At 39.4% G+C, this 22222-nt stretch carries 18 protein-coding genes and 3 pseudogenes; 14 read left to right on the top strand and 7 right to left on the bottom strand.

Annotated features, from left to right (window positions below):
* Positions 1 to 365 (bottom strand): annotated as a pseudogene (locus FJR11_RS23590) (peptidase M23); the annotation flags it as partial.
* A 224-nt stretch (positions 366 to 589) separates the two neighbouring features.
* A complete protein-coding gene (locus tag FJR11_RS15390; protein ID WP_168505151.1) occupies positions 590 to 1402 on the bottom strand; it encodes a biotin--[acetyl-CoA-carboxylase] ligase in 813 nt (270 codons plus the stop codon).
* A gap of 117 nt (positions 1403 to 1519) precedes the next feature.
* Between FJR11_RS15390 and pgeF the strand changes: the two genes are divergently transcribed.
* The 9 genes from pgeF (at position 1520) to gshB (ending at position 10343) form a co-directional block, all read left to right on the top strand.
* A complete protein-coding gene (gene pgeF / locus FJR11_RS15395; protein ID WP_168505152.1) occupies positions 1520 to 2296 on the top strand; it encodes a peptidoglycan editing factor PgeF in 777 nt (258 codons plus the stop codon).
* Between the two features lie 611 nt (positions 2297 to 2907).
* Positions 2908 to 4092 (top strand): trypsin-like serine protease, encoded by a 1185-nt coding sequence (locus FJR11_RS15400; protein ID WP_168505581.1) that lies wholly within the window; start codon positions 2908 to 2910, stop codon positions 4090 to 4092.
* Between the two features lie 406 nt (positions 4093 to 4498).
* Entirely contained in the window at positions 4499 to 4744 is a 246-nt protein-coding gene (locus FJR11_RS15405) for a Calvin cycle protein CP12 (protein ID WP_168505154.1), read from the top strand.
* 164 nt (positions 4745 to 4908) lie between these two features.
* Positions 4909 to 5499, top strand: coding sequence for a DUF3177 family protein (locus FJR11_RS15410; protein WP_168505156.1), 591 nt, complete (start codon positions 4909 to 4911; stop codon positions 5497 to 5499).
* Between the two features lie 59 nt (positions 5500 to 5558).
* On the top strand, positions 5559 to 5858 hold the full coding sequence (locus tag FJR11_RS15415) for a hypothetical protein (protein WP_168505158.1): 300 nt from the start codon (positions 5559 to 5561) through the stop codon (positions 5856 to 5858).
* Positions 5859 to 5892: 34 nt separating this feature from the next.
* On the top strand, positions 5893 to 7008 hold the full coding sequence (gene cbiD / locus FJR11_RS15420) for a cobalt-precorrin-5B (C(1))-methyltransferase CbiD (RefSeq protein WP_168505160.1): 1116 nt from the start codon (positions 5893 to 5895) through the stop codon (positions 7006 to 7008).
* A gap of 222 nt (positions 7009 to 7230) precedes the next feature.
* The gene (guaA, locus tag FJR11_RS15425; RefSeq protein ID WP_168505162.1) at positions 7231 to 8853 is read left to right on the top strand and encodes a glutamine-hydrolyzing GMP synthase; all 1623 of its coding nucleotides are present in this window, start codon (positions 7231 to 7233) and stop codon (positions 8851 to 8853) included.
* Between the two features lie 149 nt (positions 8854 to 9002).
* Positions 9003 to 9263 (top strand): glutaredoxin 3, encoded by a 261-nt coding sequence (gene grxC, locus FJR11_RS15430; RefSeq protein ID WP_168505164.1) that lies wholly within the window; start codon positions 9003 to 9005, stop codon positions 9261 to 9263.
* Positions 9264 to 9380: 117 nt separating this feature from the next.
* Positions 9381 to 10343 carry a glutathione synthase gene (gene gshB, locus FJR11_RS15435; RefSeq protein ID WP_168505167.1) on the top strand — a complete coding sequence of 321 codons (963 nt, stop codon included), beginning with the start codon at positions 9381 to 9383 and terminating at the stop codon, positions 10341 to 10343.
* A 189-nt stretch (positions 10344 to 10532) separates the two neighbouring features.
* Here gshB and ftsZ read toward each other — a convergent pair whose 3' ends face one another.
* From ftsZ to FJR11_RS15450, 3 genes are all read right to left on the bottom strand, one after another.
* Positions 10533 to 11834 carry a cell division protein FtsZ gene (gene ftsZ / locus FJR11_RS15440; RefSeq protein ID WP_168505169.1) on the bottom strand — a complete coding sequence of 434 codons (1302 nt, stop codon included), beginning with the start codon at positions 11832 to 11834 and terminating at the stop codon, positions 10533 to 10535.
* An 826-nt stretch (positions 11835 to 12660) separates the two neighbouring features.
* Entirely contained in the window at positions 12661 to 13587 is a 927-nt protein-coding gene (locus FJR11_RS15445; protein WP_168505171.1) for a cell division protein FtsQ/DivIB, read from the bottom strand.
* 114 nt (positions 13588 to 13701) lie between these two features.
* Positions 13702 to 14064 carry a hypothetical protein gene (locus tag FJR11_RS15450; RefSeq protein WP_168505173.1) on the bottom strand — a complete coding sequence of 121 codons (363 nt, stop codon included), beginning with the start codon at positions 14062 to 14064 and terminating at the stop codon, positions 13702 to 13704.
* A gap of 394 nt (positions 14065 to 14458) precedes the next feature.
* Here FJR11_RS15450 and FJR11_RS15455 point away from each other — a divergent pair, with 394 nt between their 5' ends.
* The 4 genes from FJR11_RS15455 (at position 14459) to FJR11_RS15470 (ending at position 18296) form a co-directional block, all read left to right on the top strand.
* Positions 14459 to 15289: a photosystem II manganese-stabilizing polypeptide gene (locus tag FJR11_RS15455; protein WP_168505175.1), complete on the top strand. Its 831-nt coding sequence runs from the start codon at positions 14459 to 14461 to the stop codon at positions 15287 to 15289.
* A 777-nt stretch (positions 15290 to 16066) separates the two neighbouring features.
* Entirely contained in the window at positions 16067 to 16843 is a 777-nt protein-coding gene (locus FJR11_RS15460) for an RNA polymerase sigma factor SigF (protein WP_168505177.1), read from the top strand.
* A gap of 296 nt (positions 16844 to 17139) precedes the next feature.
* Positions 17140 to 18027: a hypothetical protein gene (locus FJR11_RS15465; protein ID WP_168505179.1), complete on the top strand. Its 888-nt coding sequence runs from the start codon at positions 17140 to 17142 to the stop codon at positions 18025 to 18027.
* 2 nt (positions 18028 to 18029) lie between these two features.
* Entirely contained in the window at positions 18030 to 18296 is a 267-nt protein-coding gene (locus FJR11_RS15470) for a hypothetical protein (protein ID WP_168505181.1), read from the top strand.
* Positions 18297 to 18366: 70 nt separating this feature from the next.
* On the opposite strand, the pseudogene FJR11_RS23905 reads toward FJR11_RS15470, so the two are convergent.
* Positions 18367 to 18516, bottom strand: a pseudogene (locus FJR11_RS23905) (zinc ribbon domain-containing protein); the annotation flags it as partial.
* A gap of 26 nt (positions 18517 to 18542) precedes the next feature.
* Positions 18543 to 18728: pseudogene (locus tag FJR11_RS15480) on the bottom strand (transposase); the annotation flags it as partial.
* A gap of 916 nt (positions 18729 to 19644) precedes the next feature.
* Between FJR11_RS15480 and FJR11_RS15485 the strand changes: the two are divergent.
* The gene (locus tag FJR11_RS15485; protein ID WP_168505183.1) at positions 19645 to 22002 is read left to right on the top strand and encodes a hypothetical protein; all 2358 of its coding nucleotides are present in this window, start codon (positions 19645 to 19647) and stop codon (positions 22000 to 22002) included.
* Positions 22003 to 22222: the final 220 nt, after the last annotated feature.

Below are 22222 nucleotides of genomic sequence, written 5' to 3' on the forward strand. Positions count from 1 at the left end.
ACACTAGCTGTAGGTTTAGCGTCTCTGACAACTTCTGTAGATTCAGCAACACTTTTGCTATTTAGCCTCTTTTTTAGCCTAGCTTGGCGGTCAGAAAAATCTGGCTGTGGCTTTGGCTTGGCTATTTCTGGAATAATAGTTTCTTTCTGGACTGGATTTGTAACTGCTGTGGGTTGGGCATTCTCAATAGTGGGGACAATGTTGTCTATTGATGAAGTTTCCGTTTGAGCAGCCACAAACCCGCTACCGAGAAGACTAAAACTACTTAGCAAACAAAGGCTTTGTGCTGGTAGTCTAGAAGCAAAGCGTTTACTTGTACTACCATAATAAAAATTTTTATGGGCAGATTTATGGTGCTGCGTCATTTTTTCTCTTTTGTTGTGTGTAATAAAACCTAAAGAGTCAATTTTGGATTTTAGATCAACTCTATAGATTAGTTTAATTGCTTTAAAACAATCTGGATGTTTGTTATCCCTGGATAAAGTTGGGAACTGGAAACCCTAATCTCAAATCTCATGTCTCAAATCCAAAATCGTTTCCCTCAGTCGTTTGTTTGCCCAAATAACTAAATTTTTCACAAACTCAATCATTAAACAGAAGCTTGACGATAACCCAAACTAATTGTACCGGGTTGGCAGGAAATTTCTGGTGTTACCGCTGCTTTTGCATCATCAGTTGTCATTCTTAACCGGAGATTTCCCTCTTGAGTAACTCCAACGACTGTACCTAAAAGATTGTTGACATAAACCTGATCACCTATATTTGTGAGTACATCGAGGTAGTTAGATAAGAGGATGTTTATTCCTTCTACCTGTAGACACTCTATACCGGACTTAATTCCTAGTAAAACCTGTGAAGTTAGCCTTTCCAAATGCTGGATGATCTGACAATTCTGGGAATTTTGCCATAATTGCAGATTAATTCCCGTTTCTGGAACTTGATTTGCCCAGTTAATACCAACACCAATAATGGCTTGAGTAATTTGTCCTTTATTGACTTTGGTTTCAGTCAAAATGCCGCCTAATTTACGACCATCTAATACTAAATCATTTGGCCATTTTATGCCGACGGGTATACCACATTTTCGTAATTGCGCTGTAATTCCCCAAGCACTGGCCAAAGTAAGTTGATAACTGCTGGTGGCTTCTAACTTAGGAGCTATTGCCATTGAAAGATATACACCACCAGTAGAAGACTGCCATTGACGACCCCATTGCCCCCGTCCGGCGGTTTGCTCGGTGGCAATAACTACACAGCCTGATTTTTCTCCCTGGTCAATTAGTTGCCACAGGGTTTGATTTGTCGAGGATACAGTGTTAAAAATATGTAGAGAGAATGGTAAATCCTGATGCTTGTATTCTTCCTTGAGGGCATTTACCAAAAGTTGCCGATTAAATTCCACCGCAGTTCCCCATAGTTCAGTTCCAGATTTTTTTACTTTTGGGTAAATCTTTTTTGGCTGTTGTTCAAGTTAACATTGATTGAAGATTGTTAATTTTCTATTGAGGTTTGGTTAAAGATGCACACTTGGCACTGGCACAATTGGGAAGGTCTACCTTATCTGACTTGTAATCTTCTAACACCCTGGCCTCATGGTTTCTTTACCCAACAGTTTTGGCCACGTCCACCCCATGAGCTAACTCACGCACTACAACCAGAGGCTTTAGCTTATCGCTTACAACAGGTACATGGCAATACTGTTTTGACTCCCCAAGAGGTTGATAATCATGTCAACGCCAGTGATGATAATTTGGCCTTGGCAGATGGTTTAATAAGTCAGCGACCTTTACAAGCTGTCTGGGTGGCTTCTGCTGATTGTACACCTGTGTTGATTGGAGATGTTAAAACCGGACAGGTGGCGGCTTTACACGCTGGTTGGCGAGGTACAGCGGCTAAAATTGTTCCTGAAGCTATTATGAAAATGCAATCTCACGGTAGTAATTTAGCAGATTTGCGTGTGGCCATGGGTCCGGCTATTGCTGGGGAAGTTTACCAAGTTTCTGTGGAAGTGGCTGCGGAAATTGGCAACAGCATTATATCACATAATGAACCAGAAGAAATTGTTGCTGCTTTACATAATTTACCCAATTCACCTTTACTCAGAGATCCAGAACCAGGAAAGGTGCGTTTGGATGTGCGGCGGGTAAATGCTTTACAGTTGGAACAATTAGGAATTAGTGGAGAACAAATTGCGATCGCTCCCTATTGTACTTTCCAAACACCAGAACATTTCTTTTCTTATCGTCGAGAACGGGAGAAAAAGGTGCAATGGTCGGGAATTGTCAGTGGATGTTAACAGGCTTCGTAGTGCAAAGTCAGGATGTCTAGCGATAAAATGTAAAACGTGTAATCCATCATATTTCGCTTTTTCTAGTAGTATTACTGTTGACTATCCCATCCCTATAAAGGAATGGGGTGTTACGACGTTTTAAATACAGTAAATACTATAATCTACTCCGTTAAATTACTATGTATTCTCGACTGATTAAAAATCTTTATCTAAAATTTACGTAAAAACACTTGCGTAATTTAACTGAACGTGCAAATATTGATTTTGTGAATTCAAAATAGTTTTTTCCAAAAAGTAGCAGGGTAGTATAAGTAAGTTTGGTGCTTTTATTATATTAAGTAGTAAAAATGCTACTTATCTATAAGTCCAACCATTGATACTATCAATTCTGCAAAAAAGGGTAAAGTCGGTATTCGGTAGGGTAAAGTTTGATATTCCTCCAATAATAAAACCCTCAAGTTTTTATCATCTGCATATTATCTTGATTTAGTTATTGATGCAATTGCTGCCAATGACCCAAATATTCTATGCTCTGATCTAAACAAGCTAGGGTGACAGGGAGGCTGAAAATATGGGCATTATGTTTCCAAATCAACTTCGTAAAAGACATTGGAAAAATGACAATCCATTTTTTTCACAACACTTTCAAGCCATTAACAGCTTCTAACTCTGCTTTCCCCACACAGAGGGGATTTCTATATAAAACTCTGGCTTCAGTCGGTGTGGTTATGACTGCTGTTCTTCACTGGTCTGCAAGTGCAGTAGCAGTTTCATTCACCCCATCTAATTCCCAAGTTGAATACCACAAATTACCCAGCATTTTCACAGACTTTATAGACCCATTAATCGTTGCGGGAGATCCTAATGGTACTCCCCCAGATTCACCAAATCAACGGATTGATCCCAATACTACCACTTCTCCCTTTGCCGGAGTAGGTAGTCTATTCATGAATTTAGGTAATAATACAGGTTTCCTCTGTTCTGGTGCAGCAATTAGCCCACGGCATATTCTCAGTGCTGCTCATTGTCTTGATGCTAATGATGATGGCACTATTTATTTTCCACCTAACAACGTTAGCTTTATTCTCAACTACGGGAGGAGCTTTTCCAATATTATCACCACAGCGGCACTTAACATCCACCCTAATTTTACTGGTTTCAGCAACCCGACAATTAATGACGACCTTGCTATTTTCACTTTGGGGGAGGATTTGCCTACAGGAGTGCCTATTTACGAGCTTTACCGAGAGCCGATGTTAGCAGGTCAGACATTAACTATGGTCGGTTATGGAACAACGGGTGATGGCGTTAATGGGTACTACCCACAAACTGCCAGCTTTGATATCAAGCGTGTAGGTAAGAACAATGCAGACTTTTTTGAGGAAGATGATGAAGGCAGCGGAGAACCAGAAATTTTCTATTACGATTTTGATGGACCTGATTCATCTACCAACTTAATGGGAGGTTTAACACTCGGTAACACAGTGGAAACAAATTTAGGTGGTGGAGATTCTGGTGGACCGAGCTTTATCGAGAAAGATGGGAAGTTTTTACTAGCAGGTGTCAACACTTTTGGTTTTTGGTTTGATGAGCAACAAACACCTGGTACTTTTGGTACTGGTGGAGGTGGGATGATTGTTTCTAGCTATACATCTTGGATTGATAGCATTGTTAAGCCAAAATCAGTACCAGAACCATCTAATATCCTGGGAACTCTCATGATTGGAGTTTTAGGAGCAGGTTATTGGCGAAAACGTCAACAGAAAAAGCCTACTTCTCAATTTTTTGGTAGTTCTAAATAGGGCAAATTAATACTTCCCGCGTCTGTAGGCGCGGGGATTGTCAATAAATTCCAGACAAAATGATACATCTATCACATTTTTGGCATAATTACGTTAAAATAAGTTTTTATAAGAAATTAATCTTACAAGCAAACATATAGACTAATAATAATTAATTAAAAACTTATAAGCAATATTCCCAATCTGTATCCTATGAAAATCATGTAAGTTATAGGTATAACAGCTTATCATATTCATGGGATAATACCCTGGATATATCTTGCTCAACGAGCAAAGACCCTATTTGGAAGATACTACCCACCGGAATTATCACCAAAGGTGTACAACTAGTTATCTCAGCCAGAAAAAACTGCAATTTTCAAAGTTTTTCTATACTAGTAGAAACAAAACATAAAGAGACACAATCATGACCAATACCCAAACACAAACTACTGGCGACATTCAAGAAAAAATCCAAGAAGAAGTTGAACAAGCCCGCGCTGTATGCGACATCTCCGGTGGTAACTCCGCTGAGTGTGCTGCTGCTTGGGATGCTGTAGAAGAATTGCAAGCGGAAGCTTCTCACCAGCGTCAAACCAAGCCCAAAAACGCCCTAGAAAAATACTGCGATGATAATCCAGAAGCGGATGAGTGCCGTCTGTACGAAGACTAGAATCAGCCGCTATACTTTTTGTATTAAGTGACAACTGACGGGGATATCAATGGTTTTAAGCTCCATTACATAGATGGATTTGAACCAGACGGGGAGCTTTTCCCCGTCTTTCACTTTTTGATCAAATATCCATTCACAAATTTTCCTATTTTTTTATTGACTTTATGACACAAGTATGGTTTCGCCCTTATGTTTGGATGGACTATAGACTGGCTTTATTATTTACGCTGATTATTCCTTTGATTCTGCTGATTTGGGCATTTGTGCAAAAAGCAGAAGGAATGCAACGTTTATTAATGATTTATTGGCGAGTAGCTAGTTTATTAGCTATTAGTATGTACTTAATGATTGGCAGTTTTGGAGTTAGTTTTATCTCTGCTTTAATGGCGCGGATTCTCATCCCAATTGCGCTATGGTTTTGGGTAGATATCAATGATGAAATTGACTATTATCCCCATAGTCCCTTAAAACTAATTTTTACCTCTTGGCGTTGGGCGACAACGGTTTATTGTAGTTTAGGAGCAATAGCCCTTTTACCCTTCTTAGGTTGTGCTTTTTCAGGAACTGCGATTAAAACTCCTTACTGTAGCGTCTGGTTAGAAGCACCATTAATCTTTAAAGACTATTTCCACCACAACAGTAAACCTGCTTTTCTAGGGTTTCTGGGTATAGTTACTTTAGCAATTTATGTAATTTACTTAAGTTATTTTGTCGCGGTTAAACTCGGTAAACATGGACGTTCAGCTACACACTAAGCAAATAAATCATCTAAATCAAAATAATCACACAAATCATAGTTCCGACTTCTGAATTAATGAATAACTCTGTTGGTAAAAGACTGGAACAATATACAGTCAAAAAATCCCAAGAAGTTCTCATCGTCACCGTAGAAATTGATGATGAAACCGATGAAATTGCTATATTTAAGGGATTTTCTAGTTCTTTAATGCGTCCAACTGCTTATGATCCAGATGTTCCTGTGTTACCAGATACGGCTACAATTATCGCAATTGACAGGATAGCAAGTCCCTATAATCCTGAGTCACCCCGTTATCTTCAACAAAATATTTCTTGGGAAGATATGCAAGTTTTGTTATCAGAAATTGGGGTATGAGATAATTGATAATGAATAACTTTTAATTGTCACTATGTCCCGTTCTGGATACACTTTGCCGGTTTTCGCTTGTGCTGCTGCGGTTGCGGCTTTGCATTGGTTACGCTATCATCAACCCCTGAATGTGACTTCTATAGATTTGATTGAACCTGCTGAAATTGCCGAAATACCCATTGAACAAGTCGCAGGAATATCAGAAAATCAGGCTTTGGCTATGACTCGTAGTGATCCTGGTGATAACCTAGATTTAACCAAGAATACACCGATTTGGGCTGTGGTGGCATGGTACAAGGGAGATGGAGAAGCGGTAATTATTCAGGGTGGAGAGGGGATTGGGAAGCAACTCAATGGTGAGGGGAAAGCCGCAATTTATGGTTATGCTCAAAAGTTATTAAAGGAAAATTTACAGCGATTATTAAAACCGACAGAAAAAATCAAGGTAACAATTATTTTACCAGAGGGGCGATCGCTCGCGGTGCGGACTTCTAACCCCGCGTTTGGAGTAGTGGAAGGACTGTCTTTACTAGGAACAACAGGGATTTCCCAACCTTTAAGTACACCAGATCAATTAGCAGCTTTTCGCGCTGATTTAGCGGATAAAGCCAGTCAATTTACAACTTTGGTCTTTTGTATTGGGGAAAATGGCCTAGATTTAGCCCAGAAACTTGGTATCAACCCCGCACAACTGGTAAAAACCGCTAACTGGTTAGGCCCAATGTTAGTTGCGGCTGATGTTTTAGGTGTAAAAGAAATTTTATTATTTGGTTATCACGGTAAATTGATGAAATTAGCAGGGGGAATCTTTCATACTCATCATCATTTAGCTGATGGTCGGCGCGAAATTTTAACAGCCCATTGTGCCATGCTAGGATTAAAGTCTCCAGATGTTCAAACTATTTTTAATAGTCCCACAGCAGAAGCAGCACTAAAACACCTGAAAATTCTCGACAGTAATACTGGTAGTAATTGGGTAAATCAAGTATATAGTGCCATTGCGGAAACAATTGATACCCGTTGCCAAGAATATATGAATAGCCACAATGAACAAGGTAAAACCATCATAGCTTGCGGTTCTGTGCTTTTTGACCGCGATCGCCAAATCCTCGTTAAAAGTAAAACTGGTTGTATGTTAGTGGAAAAATTGTGCTAACTTAAGATGAATTATCGTCAGTATCTCCAATAAATATTTTTAACTATGATTTGCATGATTAATTTTAACTATGATTTGCATGATTAATTTTAACTACGATTTATATGATTAATTTGATTTAGATAATTAATTAATCTGTTATCACCATTAATCATAAAAATCACAAAAATCACAAAAATCATAGTTCAGACTTCTTATCCTTAACAACACATCCTCCATAGCATGAATACAGCGGTGACTCTACCAACAGAACAAGTACCTCAAACACAGGAAAATTTGGGGAAACTTAAAGGTCAAATAATTGTAATTTTAGACTTTGGCTCTCAATATTCTGAATTAATCGCTCGTCGTATCCGCGAAACTCAAGTATATTCAGAAGTTCTTTCCTATCGCACCACAGCCGAACAGTTACGTCAAATTAACCCCAAAGGTATTATCCTTTCCGGTGGACCAAATTCCGTATATAGCGACTACGCTCCCCATTGTGACCCAGAAATTTGGAAATTGGGAATACCCGTTCTCGGTGTTTGCTATGGAATGCAACTCATGGTTAATCAACTGGGGGGAGAAGTTATCAAAGCCGAACGGGGTGAATACGGTAAAGCATCCCTATACATAGATGACCCCACAGACTTATTAACTAATGTCGAAGAGGGTACAACCATGTGGATGAGTCATGGAGATTCAGTCACAATTATGCCTTCAGGCTTTGAGTTACTGGCCCATACCGATAATACCTCTTGTGCAGCGATCGCTGACCATGACAAAAAACTTTATGGTGTCCAGTTTCACCCTGAAGTTGTCCATTCTCAGGGTGGTTTAGCCTTAATTCGTAACTTTGTTTACCATATCTGTGACTGTGAACCAACTTGGACAACAGCCGCTTTTGTCGAAGAATCAATTCGGGAAATTCGCGCCAAGGTCGGAGACAAACGGGTATTATTAGCATTGTCTGGCGGTGTAGACTCTTCTACCCTAGCTTTTCTCCTGTATAAAGCCATTGGTGAGCAGCTAACCTGTGTATTTATTGATCAGGGTTTCATGCGGAAATTAGAACCCGAAAGATTAGTAAAGTTATTTAAAGAACAATTTCATATTCCTGTAGAATATGTCAATGCCCGCGAACGATTTATCTCATCTATAGCTGGAGTAACCGATCCAGAGGAAAAACGTCGCCGCATTGGACATGAATTTATCAGTGTTTTTGAGGAGACATCAAAGGAACTTGGTCATTTTGACTACTTAGCTCAAGGTACACTTTATCCAGATGTGATTGAATCTGCTGATACCAACGTTGATCCGAAAAGTGGTGAACGGGTAGCAGTGAAAATTAAAAGTCATCACAATGTAGGTGGTTTACCAAAGGACTTGAGATTTAAACTGGTAGAACCACTGCGGAAACTATTTAAAGATGAAGTTCGCAAAGTTGGGCGTTCCATTGGTTTACCAGAAGAAATTGTGCAACGTCAACCTTTCCCTGGACCTGGTTTAGCAATTCGTATTTTAGGTGAAGTCACCTCCGAACGCTTGAATATTTTGCGAGACGCTGATTTAATTGTCCGTCAAGAAATTAACCAACGTGGTTTATATAACGAAGTTTGGCAAGCTTTTGCTGTGTTATTACCTATTCGCAGTGTGGGAGTGATGGGTGATAAACGCACCTATGCTTACCCCATTGTTTTGCGGATTGTTACCAGCGAAGATGGCATGACCGCAGACTGGGCGCGGATTCCTTACGATGTCCTAGAAGCAATTTCTACTCGCATTGTGAATGAAGTGAAAGGTGTAAACCGTGTGGTTTATGACATTACCTCCAAGCCACCTGGAACTATTGAATGGGAATAGGTAATTGGGAATAGGTGATTGGTGATTGGTGATTGGTGATTGGGAAGAATTTTTTACCATTACCCATTACCCATTACCCATTACCCATTACCCATTACCACTAAACTTCCGTCTAAAATTAAGAAGTATTACATTTCTTTGAGAATATTATGAGTGCGAAAGTAGAAATTTACACTTGGACTACTTGCCCATTTTGTGTGCGTGCCAAAAGTCTACTCAAAAATAAAAGTGTTGATTTTATCGAATACAACATTGATGGAGATGAAATAGCAAGAGATAAAATGTCCCAAAGAGCTAATGGAAAACGTTCTTTACCACAAATTTTTATTAATGATATTCACATTGGTGGTTGTGACGATATCCATACTTTAGAACGTCAAGGTAAATTAGATCAAATGCTAGTTTCTTAAAATATTGTCTATGAGATCCCCGACTTCTGAAATTAATTTAGTCATATTAGCGAAAATTTTGGCAAAGAAGTCGGGGATATTTAGTATGAAAATTCCTAGTGAAAAGAGGTATAAAAGGTGAAACTGGCTTTTATTATTGATCCTATCCATCGGCTTGATCCATGTCATGATACCAGTGTCGCTTTGATGGAAGCAGCGCAAATTCTGGGACACGAAATTTGGATAACTCAAGCAAATTTGCTGAGTGTGATTGATGGCAAAGCTTGGGCTGTCTTGCAGCAGGTAGAACTTGTTCCCGTGGAGTTAGTAGAGGGACGTTGGTTAGCAGTTAATTCTTGGTTTAAATTAAGTCCTAGTGCCTTTACTGCCTTAGAAACAATGGATGCCGTATTTATGCGGACAGATCCACCAATCAATGATGCTTATCTCTATGCTACTTATATTCTCGATTACGTTGACCAAAACAAAACTTTGGTGATCAATAATCCGGCTGGGATTCGTAGTGCTAATGAGAAAATGTATGCCCTGCAATTTAGGGAATGTATTCCCGAAACAATTGTTAGTGCGGATAAACAAGTAATTCGCCAATTTGTCGCAGCCAAAGAAGCAACAATTCTCAAACCCTTGGGGAATAAGGCTGGGGAAGGAATTTTATTTTTACAATCAGGCGATCGCAATTTTAATTCCATTGTCGAACTTAGCACGCTCCAAGGTCAAGTTCCAGTTATGGTACAAAATTATTTACCCCAAGCCAAGGAGGGAGATAAACGGATTATCTTACTCAATGGTGAACCTATAGGTGCGCTAAATCGCCTTTCTAGTGGTAGTGATTTTCGTAATAATATGGCAACCGGTGGCACAGTGGCTCAAACTACTATTACCCCCAGAGAACAGGAAATTTGTAGCCATTTAGCCGCAAAACTCCGGCAAGATGGCTTAATTTTCGTGGGTATTGACGTAATTGGTGGCTACTTAACCGAAGTCAATGTCACAAGCCCCACAGGTATTCGTGAAATTGACCGTCTTGATGGTACTCATCTTGCTCATCAGGTCATTAAATGGGTAGAAGCCAATAAATAGGCAGGGGGCAGGGGGCAGGGGGCAGGGGGCAGGGGGCAGGGGGCAGGGGGCAGGGGATAAATTTATTTACTTCCTCCTCCTGAACTCCTGACAACTGACAACTAACAACTGATAACTAACAACTTGTATACAGCAATCAGCCTCAATTGAGACTGAGAATTTAATCTAAAATCTCATATCCACAATCATTTAATTTCTTGGTGGTGTGCGTCGTCTTTGCAGGAAATCAGGAATATCCAAGGAGGGTTTTTCTTTTGGTTGTTCTACAACTGGACTGGGGTTATTAACAGGTGGTTGTAGTGGAGTAGGTCTTCTAGTAGTGGTAGTGGGAGTGGGTGTAACAACTCTAGGAGTAACTACGGTTTGTGCTGATGGTGGTTGAATTTCACCAGTAAACCCAGTTGCAATTACAGTAATTCTGACTTCTCCTTGCAGTCTGTCATCAATTACCGCTCCAAAAATAATATTGGCATTAGGATCAACCACTTCATAGATTGTTTCCGCCGCAGCATTAACTTCATGGAGGGTCAGATCACTACCACCAGTAATATTAAAGACAACGCCTCTAGCTCCTTCAATGGAACATTCCAATAAAGGTGAAGAAATGGCGGCAATTGCGGCTTCTCTAGCTCTAGATTTACCCGAACTCACCCCAATTCCCATCAAAGCTGATCCAGCATCGGCCATGACAGCCCGCACATCGGCAAAGTCAACGTTAACTAATCCGGGAATGGTAATAATATCAGAAATTCCTTGCACACCTTGACGCAGCACATCATCGGCATAGCGAAAAGCTTCTTGCACAGGGGTTTGTTCCGGAATGACTTCCAACAACTTATTATTGGGAATAATAATTAACGTATCTACCCGACTTTTCAAGCCTTCAATCCCTTGTTCTGCTTGGCTAGTGCGTCTGCGTCCCTCAAAAATAAATGGCCGAGTCACCACACCAACGGTGAGAGCGCCCATTTCCTTGGCTATTTCTGCCACAATTGGGGCTGCACCTGTACCTGTTCCACCCCCCATGCCAGCAGTAATAAACACCAGGTCAGCACCTTCCAAAGCCGTGGCAATCTCATCACGAGATTCCTCTGCTGCCTTTTGACCAATAGCAGGATTGCCCCCTGCACCCAATCCTCTAGTTAGTTTCTGCCCAATTTGTAATCGGCTAGGAGCGCCCGCTAAAGTCAGAGCCTGAGCATCGGTGTTAATTGACCAAAACTCCACCCCAGATACATCAGATTCAATCATGCGGTTGACAGCATTACCACCACCACCACCCACACCAATTACTTTGATGTTGGCAACACGACCGGGAACAATTTCACCAATACCGCTATTTTCAGGAGCAATTCTTTTGCCATCTTTACTTTGAGCAAAGTTCAGCCCAGAATTATTAAAGGGATTGGTGGAGTTAACTGCCAGAGAGAACCCTGGTTGTCCCGCAGATTGAGAGTTATGGGTAAGCCCTTGGTTATTGTCAAGTGTCATTGGATTTGTGAAAGGTAGATAAACGACTTTTCTCGGTGTGATTCACCTAAGAGTCAACTATATTTTGAAATTGCCAGAATTTATTTTGGCACTGCGTTTTATTGTTTTTACTATTTCCCAGCCTACATGATGACAGGCGAGATCTGGCAATTTGTTACGGAGTCAGGTATACAGCCCGTGGGCTTTCTGACTTTTTATTGGTGCATTCTTGAGATGATTAGCTGTATAGTTTACGATCACAGCGGCTAATGTTGCTGACTCCCCCCTATTCTTAAAAAGTATAGTTCCAAAAAGCATAGACATTTATCTTATGCTTGTTATCAGCAGCAGATCACTCCGATAATAATGTTAACTCAACTCCGAAGCAGACAACACTATAACAACTCTATCCCCAGGTAAAAAGCTTTGGCGACAAATCGAACTCAGATATTTAACTGGTTATTAACTGTTTGATACAGCACTTTGTGTAACGGTTTGGTAGAAAACAAAATTCTCTAACCCTTGTCCCATAAACCTTTTAGATATTTAGGTGTGTACTTTAAAAAGAAAAGTGCTGTATAGTTGAGTCTTAGTCGAATTTTTAATGACCTCCTGATATTTTTTAGTTATCAATTTTACAACCTTTAGGATGACTTCTTGACTAATGGCTGAAAAATCCTGTGCATATATGTATAATATATACCTAGTTTACCAAAATATAAAATTAGCACCTGATATTATTAATTAAGAGAATTTGTCTATTCAGACAGGTAGAAGCATAGATAGGTAGCAGTAGAACCAAAATTCTTACCTTCAACGGATTGGTGTTTTGTTTAGTTGTTCTGATTTATTTATCACTAAGCCTACTTTTTTGATTCACTTGTACTACTGGAGTAGTAGGATTTTTGAGATCAATATAATCTATATTCCTAAGATTAACTTTAGTTGGTAAATGGCGCATTTGCACAAGTACCTGAATTTGTTCGGGGATTTTGTTGCTAGGGCTACCTAAATGGACATTTCCTAATTCAGTTTTCAAAATTAAATTTGTAGGATCTTGAAAATCAATTTCTGTCACTTTTAGAGAACTTTGGCTGATAGCTTTATACATTTGAGTCCAAAATAGCTTGTACTGTGCAGTTAAACCAATCACTATCATCTGGGGTAATTTTACTTTGGGATTAATAGATATATACTTGGCCATTGGCATCAACACCCCACTAGCATCAAGTAAACCTAGTTGATTTTCTTGATTAGCCCCATTGCTATTTTGTAAACAAGACTGAATATTACTAGGTTTACCCGTAAATGAAGGGGCAAGAATGCAATTAGTTACTGCTTGATCTTTGCGTATTTGGGCTATTGCCACGGGTACTCGTTCTTGGATTTCAATAATTAAACCAGGTGGTAACAAACGGCGATTAACAGTGGCTTGGGCAATATGTGGTTGTTTTCTTAAAGAGTCAGCAATTACAGAAGGTTCAATCCGCCATAAAGACTGGGGAGAGGATAGCCCCAACAGTGAATAAATATCCTTTTGTGTCAAAAGTTGAGTCCTAGGTCGCGCTTCGCTATCACCGGATTTGATGACTATTTGCTCTGAATCCTTTAATACCCACATTGGTTGGATTGCCACCCATAACAAAGCTGAGGCAAATCCAGTCACGGCAACTGTTCGCCAAATAGCTTGAATAACTTTGATTTGTCGCTGCCGCCGCAATTTCTGACGACGTTGAGCTAAATTTATCCGAGAAACTGACAATATCCCAGCCATTTTTTTCCCCTTGTGAATATCAGTCCAATGTATTTTGGATATTAAATTCGTCTGATGGTGATAGCATCACCATCCAATCCCAAAATATTTGATTTATTAATGTTAAATGTTGCACTATTCTGAGGAGTTATCAATCCTGAAAACATCATGAGTGTAGTTGGGAAGAGCATCCTCATCACTAGCTTCCTCTGATAAATTAACTAATAAAGCTTGTATTCGCATCCGGGCGATATAAGGCCAACCCCCCTCAGACTCAATATCTTTAAGAAGTGAATAGAGTCTTTGGCGATTATCAGGCAAATTTTCCTGAAATACTCCATCTCGAATTTCTTTGTGCAACTCTTCTAAATGCCTTAATAAAGCCAATATCGCAATGACATCCCCACCGCAAGCTTGGGCTACATCTTTAACAGCCGTAGAAATCGCCTCTAACTGCCAGGATAAATCCCTAGATGCCCAATTTTGATCATGATCCATAGAAAGCTTTACTCCATAAAACTAATACGATACTGGAAAAATTACTAAATTGATCAACAAAAGAATCCAAGATAACTTTCTCACTATTCTCAGGTAACAAGAATCCTTGATGGTAAGGTAGAGAAGGCTTTTCCATGATCTGTGCTGTATTACAGCAGGATTTAACCACTAGAGTGCTTTGATTTTGAGTTAAAAAAAATTGTATGATCTGGCTAATTTCCCTATCCAAACATTCTTGATGTCTGTACTGGCAACACATACATCATCCAAAATGGATGCGGTTCGCTGCTTAGTCTATGGTTTGAATTCTAGACTCAGAAACACAATGTGTTTAAGTCCGTTTAGCAAAGCAGTTTGACAACTTAGATATTAATTTTTGACATTGAGGTTGACCATGAGGTATCGCGCTTTAATTGTTGCTTTCTTCGCTCTATGCTTAGGGCTAATCACCGCGTGCAGTGATGCACCATCTACCAGCGCAGGTGATGTTCTCACCTACGAACAAATTCGTGGCACGGGATTGGCTAACAAATGCCCCCAACTGGCAGAAACTAGTCGTGGTTCCATTGCCGTTGATTCTAAATTGACATATACCATCAAAGAACTTTGTTTAGAACCAACCAATTTCTTTGTGAAAGAAGAACCTGCTAACAAACGTCAAGAAGCAGAATTTGTCCCTGGTAAAATTATGACCAGATATACTTCTACTATTGACCAAGTACAAGGTAAGCTCACCAGCAATCCAGATAATAGCTTGACTTTTACAGAAGAAGATGGTCTTGACTTCCAAGCTATCACTGTTAAACTTCCTGGTGGTGAACTAGTACCCTTCCTGTTTACCATCAAAAACTTAGTTGCACAAACACAACCTAATTTAACTAGCATCAACACATCCACTGACTTTGAAGGAACTTTTAAAGTCCCTTCCTATCGTGGTGCAGCTTTCTTAGATCCTAAAGGTCGTGGTGTTGTTAGTGGCTATGATAACGCTGTAGCGTTACCAGCCGGATCTGATAATGAAGATCTAACTCGCACTAATGTCAAGCGGGCAGAAGTTCTCAGTGGTAAAATTTCCTTGCAAGTAGCCAAAGTGGATAACACTTCTGGTGAAATTGCTGGGACTTTTGAAAGTGAACAACCTTCTGATACAGATTTAGGTGCAGGTGAACCTAAAGAAGTGAAGATTCGTGGTTTGTTCTATGGTCGCATTGAGCCTAGCGTTTAAATTTTTATACAAGTTCATGGGGGCGTAAAAATCCATAAAAATTCTGTTAATTTTTTGTGACCTAATATACCTCTCTGGATTTGAGAATAAAATACTTTTTTGGGTATCCCAAATCAAACAATCTCTCCAGATAGTTGTTTAACAGGCAAGATGCCTGACTCCGGAAGAATTTATTTGTTGGCATTCCCTTAACCAAGATGCACATTACTGATAAAGTGCATCTTGGTTTTTTTTAAGAAAACTGGAGCTTTTATCTACATAAATTTATTGACTTAAAATTTTATTGATTTTTAAATTTAAAGCTGAGATGAACTTAATTAATTAGTTACGTAATCTTACTTAGGTAATAGTCGGAGGAAAAAGAGGAGAGGGCAGATAAATAAAAGTAATCGCAGCCTAAACCTTGATAATCATCAACTTGATGGAAATTCTCCAGACCTATAAGCAAATCTCATAGTTAATTAGTTAAATATAGGTACAATCCCGGTTTAATATTGGATAGCTAATTGTATATTTTAATTCTAGGACAGTTTTTTAATAAACTAGGAAACACTCTCAACTAAGTTGAGTCAAAAAATATCCATCCCATCTTGCTGGTGCTAATTGTACTGTTTAACCTATTTACGGCAATTTTATACAGCTAAGACTTTTATTTGACATCAGGTTTTATAAATTCCGGCTCTCAACATCTATCTGATGACTAGGACACCCTTGCTCATTGCCGCTAAGTTTAAAAGCGACTATAAATCCACTTCACTTGTTTAAAAACCAAATATTATGTCTACTACAGCCACAAACGAATTAAAGCATGAAATTTCACAGTTATTGCGAGAGTACCAACAATCCCGTTCAGAAAGGGTTCGCAATCAACTGGTACAACTCAATTTGGGACTAGTTAGAAAAGAAGCACATTATTGGATTAATCAGTGCCATGAGAGCTATGAGGATTTGCTTCAGGTAGGTTGTATAGGCTTGATTAGGGCAATTGAAAAATTTGAACTTTCTAAGGGAAATGCTTTTAGTTCCTATGCGATGCCCTATATTCGTGGTGAAATTCAACACTATCTGCGAGATAAAGGCGTGACTGTGAGAATACCCAGACGTTGGTTAGCGCTGCAACAACAAGCTGTGGGAATTTCTCGTTCCCTCCGTGAGCAATATAATCGCCAACCTACAGATGGGGAATTAGCTACAGCATTAGAAATTACTCTCAGTGAATGGCAAGAAATTAAATTGGCATGGATTAACCGCGCCCCTTTGAGTCTGGATGTTCCCATACAAGATGGAGAAGAAGGTGCTACCTGTTTGGGTGAATTAGTTCCAGATAGCAACTATCGCAGTTTTCAACTAGCCCAAGAAGACCAAATTCGCTTACAACAAGCCCTGGTTCAGTTAGAACAACGGACTCGTGAAGTTGTTGAGTGTGTATTTTTGCAAGATCTAACTCAAAAACAAGTAGCAGAACTTTTGGGTATTAGTGTCGTGACAGTTTCTAGACAAGTGAAAAAGGGATTAAACTTGTTGAAAAATATTATGGGTGTGGCTGAAGATTAGTTATTGATTTTAGGTTCGTAATATTACAAGTAAAGCAACTTCTGAAATGTCAAAATTTAGACTATAGAGTTACTCAGTAAGTATAAAACTCAGTCACTTTAGGTCTAAGATACAAGGGACACTGCGATATCACTCAGTCATCGCGCTCTTTCTTTTTTGAACCACATATTTTATGTGATATGATTATCACTAAGTCAAAAATTAAGTATAATTAACACAACGTAAAAACTTAACTAGATTGGTTAAGTGCGTAGTCTCACCTAACAAAACTTTCCTATAGCATTTGAAAACAGCTAATGGGTACAAATTTACATATTACAGCCGCAGCTATTTTAACAACCTTGGCACTCACTGGATGTACAGTCGGTGAACAGCCAACAGCTACTAATACTGCTATTCCTACTGCTAGTCCTCAAGCAACTGCCCAGCCGACGACACAGCCACAATCTGTGGCTCCACCTTTTAGTAATCCTATTGTGTCTACCCAACCATCCGTGAATCCTGGTGCTGTTGCCAGCTTGATTCAACCGACCAATAGCACAGAGCGATTGATTGTATTACAGAAAGGACGAACAGACCCCTTTGGGCAAATTATCGAGCCGATATTTCCTCAAACTACTCCCCTAAGACCTGGCAACATTTCAGTTCCTAAGTTGCCCCCTTTGCCTACAACAAGCCAACCGAAACCAACTGGAACAACTGCAATCCCACCAAAACCAATCGGGACAACAGCAATTAAACCAGCAACTGCATTAACTAAAAAACCAATGCAGATAGCCCAAAAACCCAAACCCGTTTTACCAATAGTTTTACCTGGATCAGTCACATCTCCCCAACTCACAACTGTATTACCACCAGCACCACAGCCGGTAACTGCCAGAGCAGTTATTGTTACTGGTGTGGTCTTAATTGGTAAAGTCCCCCAAGCAATTATTAAAGTACCGGATGAGCCAACCAGTAGATATGTACAACCGGGACAAAGACTGGTTAATGGCGTATTAGTCAAACGGATTGAGATGAATCAAGGAGTCAGTCCTACTGTAATTTTGGAACAGTATGGTATTGAAGTTGCTAAACAGGTAGGAGAACAACCTACGCAAGAATCTAAACCAGCAACTACAGCTTCTCTAGGTAATGGGATTTCGGTAGTTAGTCCACAGGAAAATCTTGTGGGAGCTTCCTAAAGATGGAGACACAGGAAAAAATAGAATTCCCTGGTTTACCTTTGGCTGTATATCGAGAAATTGCCGCGCATTTACGCCAAGTTGTAGGGGTAGAAGTTGGATTAATACCCCAAACATCTTTAGAGTTTGATTACAGCCAAAGTCAAATTTCTGGCCTATGGATTTCGTGGACAGCAAATGCTGATGGGGAAAGTAGGGAAATATTTAAGCAGATAGTGTCTTATTATCAAAACCGCTATAGTCTGGGATTGGGTAGAAGTCAGGAGTAATTGACACTCCCCGGTCTAAATACACGGGGATTCTACATTCTACGTCAGAATTTGCTCTCTTCAGTTTTCACTCTCTTTGCAACTCACAACCACAACTACATTTGTAAGTACGAGTTGAAAGAGATTTTTTCACAATTACACCACAATTACTGCATTTTTGTGATGTGTAATGGGGAGCAACAGCAACAACAATACTGTTAAACTTCACAGCAAAATATTCGGCTCTTCCAGACTAGATATGATAACTTAGTAGCAGAAATACCAGTCTAGTAAAATCCTTCTTCTAAAACTATCAAAGTTAGTTAAGCCATAAGCTCTTCTTTTAATGAGCTTAATTTTCTGATTAATTCCTTCTACAACTCCTTGAGTGGTTCGGTTATCAAAATAAGCGAGAATCTCATCTATCCATCTACTTATCGTTCGACAACTTTTGGGGAAATATTTATGGCTCTCCTAGACTTGCTATGTAAAATTAATACTTAATTTCATCTGAAATCCTTAGATACAAAAGGTTTTAATATAAAAAAACAATATTTTTATTAAATCTGTATTTTTGGATTAATAAAATCTTTACCTGGTAAAGATTTTGAGATTTTTTTGTTATTAAATAACCATAACTAATCTGGGAGAGCCAGAACAAAAAAACATTTCGTATCTTCAAAAAATTGGTATGTATATAGTACGGGTTTTTACTTTGATAAAGTTTGTTGTCCGCGAAGCACTTCAAAAAGCACAATGAGTTCTCGCTGGTCTTTATGATGGTAATCCTAAGCGAGCTACTGCTCGTCGGGAGCAGCGCGATTTTGTGAGGTCAGGTAAAAAATGTGCTTTTAGCTACTCGCGCTACAGGCATAGCTAAAATATTTTTTTAGCCTTTAAGTAAATTAAATCACATTAAACAAATAAAATTGCCCAAAAAGGTATCTTCTCAAAATATCTCAAGAAGGTGTTTCTTTAATAATTTGGGGCTGAATTAAAATAAGTTACTTACGCAGTATTTCAATGAGTAGGTACTAATTAATACAGAAATGCTTATGAAACTAATCAATCACCCCGTTGGTGTTTCTAGTATACTACTATCATCTAATTCAACCACTGATATTGTCAATGAGCGTGTATATGCTTTGTAGATAAATACATTGAGCAGAAAAGAATAAATAAAATATAGTTGTCATAAATTCAACTGTCTGAATAATTTCTTTCAACTGTGTTGAAAATTAATTATCCAGAGGTTTTGTTTATGACTCGCTTACATCCCCGACCTACTAAGAGTTGAGGAAGGGGAATTGCGCGATGGTGTTAATGCAAAATATTAATTGGCTGCTCTTCGGTTTAGGCGTTACTTATAATGGAAAACTGGCAATTTCTGATACAGAAACAGGGAGATCACACTTGGCGGACCTTGGAATCGCCAAATTTAAAAATTTGGGCGGGTAATTACCGAGTTTTGGCTCGCTCTCATCTGAATAATACAGATGTAGAAGTGCGGGTAAGTCATATATCAACCCAGGAAGTTCCTCCTAAACGGCGAATTCTCAAGCGATCGCGCCGGACTAATGTTGAAGGACTGATGGCAGTAATTCCTTTTACCAACTTCAAACCAGGGATTTGGGAATTACGATGCTCTGGGGATGTGATGTCAGATATGCTAGGTAAATCCTGGCAACATACCCTCGTAATCCAAGTATTACCCCAAGAAACCAATTCACAATCTTCTCCTCAACTGACTGAAGAATCTGACATTGCTTCCGAGGCGGATACTGAAGTAAGCATTGTGATGAATCATGCTACTTCTACCTGGTTTAAGGGTGAAACAACAGAGCAGATTTTACAAAATTTATTAGATCTAGCTTTACCCCAAGATGAACCCTTATTAGAGGAGGAAACTATTGAGAATGCTCCTACCTTGCCGCCACCTCTAGCACTGAATTTGAGTCTAGATCAAGATACTTATGTTGCTCGTTGGGGAGATAATTTTATCATTCATGGCTATGTGGAAGTAAATGAAATAGAGAATTTGGAAAATGAGGGATTTTCTCCAGATGAAATCAGTCAGCTAAGACTAGAAATTGCACTGCGATCTCCTTTAGAGTCAAAAATCCTCAACCAAATCAAGCAGCCATTAACAGATCAAGTCTTACCTTTTGCCTTTAGTACCCTGATTGATATCCCCCCTAAGTGTGAATCAAAGTTACTTTTAGCAGATATTAATTTATATGGTGCATTAGCGGATGTTGGTGAAATTATACTTTTGGCTAGTCATACATTTACAATTACAGCCGATGTTACTGAATTATTAGCACTGCAAACTTTTTCATCGGATTCCCAAGACTTTTTACCAGAAAGTTACCAACCAACGAAGCTAAAGCCTTCTATAAATGTGGGGTTAGAACTTTTTAATTTGGCTAAGACTCCCAAACTAGCTCAGTTTCACATTTTAAAGCCATCCCCTAACCAACCTTTACCACCTCGAATTAAACCCCTGGTATCTTGGGAAGGTTTTTCACCACAACTGCCAAATTTACCTCACCATCCTACGCCAAGGATTACTACTAATTCAGGAAAAGATTCCTTGGACAAAACTCTAATTATTCCGCCAATTGATTTGAAAAAGCTGGTAATTAAACCAATTAACAATTCTTTGCCGTACTTAAAACGGTTAAAAGTTAAGCCAACTAAAGAGGAACCAATTAATAATAAGTTAGATGTGGGAGATTTACCAACTCTCGATTACTCCCCACAGTTACCAACCGTAGTAAATTTATCAGAAAACATACCAGAATTACCAGGAGATAATTTCCCGCAGAGCAATGAGCCTGTGATAGATGACACATCCTACGCAGAATTAATAGCGGAAATTGTGGCGGGGGTGATCCAACGTGAAGAACTAGTTGTGGTTGATACTCAGGAAAATTCCCTAATTCTCAATGGTGAGGAATTAGATGTGGTTGATACTCAAAACAATTCTCCGCTGTTGCAACAATGGATACAAAGCCAAGGATACTTATTAACGGAAGTTGTTTCTGAAGAATCCCCAGACAATAATGCTGAGGAAGAAACTCAAGCTGTAGATGTGCCAATGCTGTTAAATGGGGACATGGAAAGCCAAGAAAATCCTGTTGCTGACGAGAATCTTTCTTTAGAACTTCAGGAAGCGGAAATAGTCAATCTAATCACTCCAATACTAACCCAACCTGTATGGTTGTCTCAAGAAATAGTTATAGATGATCTCGTGATTGAACTGGATTTGGATAGCTTGAGTGGTGAGACTATAGAAGATAACAATTATTCCCCTTCGCTGGAGGAGGAAACTGCGGCAGATTTCTCTCCTGTGATAATGGAGTCTTTAGCAACTCCCCAATTGCATTTACCAGAGGGTGAACTTGTCGCGGGTACATCCATAATGGTGCGTGTAGAATTACCTGAAGTCTCATCTTCAGTAGCAGTCAAGTTATGGGTGGAAGATTACCAAACTCGTAGTTTACTAGATGGACCACATATTCTGCCAGATTTACGTTCTAACGCCTGGGGAGGAGGGGAAACGGCAATTTATCTGAAAATTCCCTTTGGCTGCCTAGAAATTCGCTTGGCCGCGATCGCTCTCAATCAGGCTACTCAGCAAGAAAGTAACAAATTTACCATCATCAAAACAGTAATTCCCCCTGATTTACCCAGGATAGAATTGGATGAAATGTTGGGACTTTGACACTATTCTTACCTCCTTCTAATTCTTCCTCCTGACTCCTGACTCCTAGCCCATGACTTACGTCACGCTGCGCTATCACGAAAAGACTTTTATGGCTTACGCCACGCCCCGCTATCAGCAAGCCCTATTTAAATAGGGTTTGCTCACCGCCAAACCAAACGCAGATGTTACAAATTGTCATAATCAGAATGGGGAATGTAGTTTAAAATCATCACGGTTG

This window comes from Anabaena sp. UHCC 0187 (assembly GCF_009712035.1).
GTDB lineage: Bacteria > Cyanobacteriota > Cyanobacteriia > Cyanobacteriales > Nostocaceae > Dolichospermum.

What these genes read in the sequence shown, in the direction of transcription:
- cbiD (WP_168505160.1), top strand. Translation starts at nt 5,893, where the DNA reads ATGTCCCGTTCTGGATACACTTTGCCGGTTTTCGCTTGTGCTGCTGCG.
- FJR11_RS15410 (WP_168505156.1), top strand. Translation starts at nt 4,909, where the DNA reads ATGACACAAGTATGGTTTCGCCCTTATGTTTGGATGGACTATAGACTG.
- FJR11_RS15485 (WP_168505183.1), top strand. Translation starts at nt 19,645, where the DNA reads ATGGAAAACTGGCAATTTCTGATACAGAAACAGGGAGATCACACTTGG.
- FJR11_RS15470 (WP_168505181.1), top strand. Translation starts at nt 18,030, where the DNA reads ATGGAGACACAGGAAAAAATAGAATTCCCTGGTTTACCTTTGGCTGTA.
- guaA (WP_168505162.1), top strand. Translation starts at nt 7,231, where the DNA reads ATGAATACAGCGGTGACTCTACCAACAGAACAAGTACCTCAAACACAG.
- FJR11_RS15450 (WP_168505173.1), bottom strand. Translation starts at nt 14,064, where the DNA reads ATGGATCATGATCAAAATTGGGCATCTAGGGATTTATCCTGGCAGTTA.
- ftsZ (WP_168505169.1), bottom strand. Translation starts at nt 11,834, where the DNA reads ATGACACTTGACAATAACCAAGGGCTTACCCATAACTCTCAATCTGCG.
- FJR11_RS15415 (WP_168505158.1), top strand. Translation starts at nt 5,559, where the DNA reads ATGAATAACTCTGTTGGTAAAAGACTGGAACAATATACAGTCAAAAAA.
- FJR11_RS15465 (WP_168505179.1), top strand. Translation starts at nt 17,140, where the DNA reads ATGGGTACAAATTTACATATTACAGCCGCAGCTATTTTAACAACCTTG.
- FJR11_RS15445 (WP_168505171.1), bottom strand. Translation starts at nt 13,587, where the DNA reads ATGGCTGGGATATTGTCAGTTTCTCGGATAAATTTAGCTCAACGTCGT.
- FJR11_RS15400 (WP_168505581.1), top strand. Translation starts at nt 2,908, where the DNA reads ATGACAATCCATTTTTTTCACAACACTTTCAAGCCATTAACAGCTTCT.
- FJR11_RS15455 (WP_168505175.1), top strand. Translation starts at nt 14,459, where the DNA reads ATGAGGTATCGCGCTTTAATTGTTGCTTTCTTCGCTCTATGCTTAGGG.
- FJR11_RS15405 (WP_168505154.1), top strand. Translation starts at nt 4,499, where the DNA reads ATGACCAATACCCAAACACAAACTACTGGCGACATTCAAGAAAAAATC.
- grxC (WP_168505164.1), top strand. Translation starts at nt 9,003, where the DNA reads ATGAGTGCGAAAGTAGAAATTTACACTTGGACTACTTGCCCATTTTGT.
- FJR11_RS15460 (WP_168505177.1), top strand. Translation starts at nt 16,067, where the DNA reads ATGTCTACTACAGCCACAAACGAATTAAAGCATGAAATTTCACAGTTA.
- pgeF (WP_168505152.1), top strand. Translation starts at nt 1,520, where the DNA reads ATGCACACTTGGCACTGGCACAATTGGGAAGGTCTACCTTATCTGACT.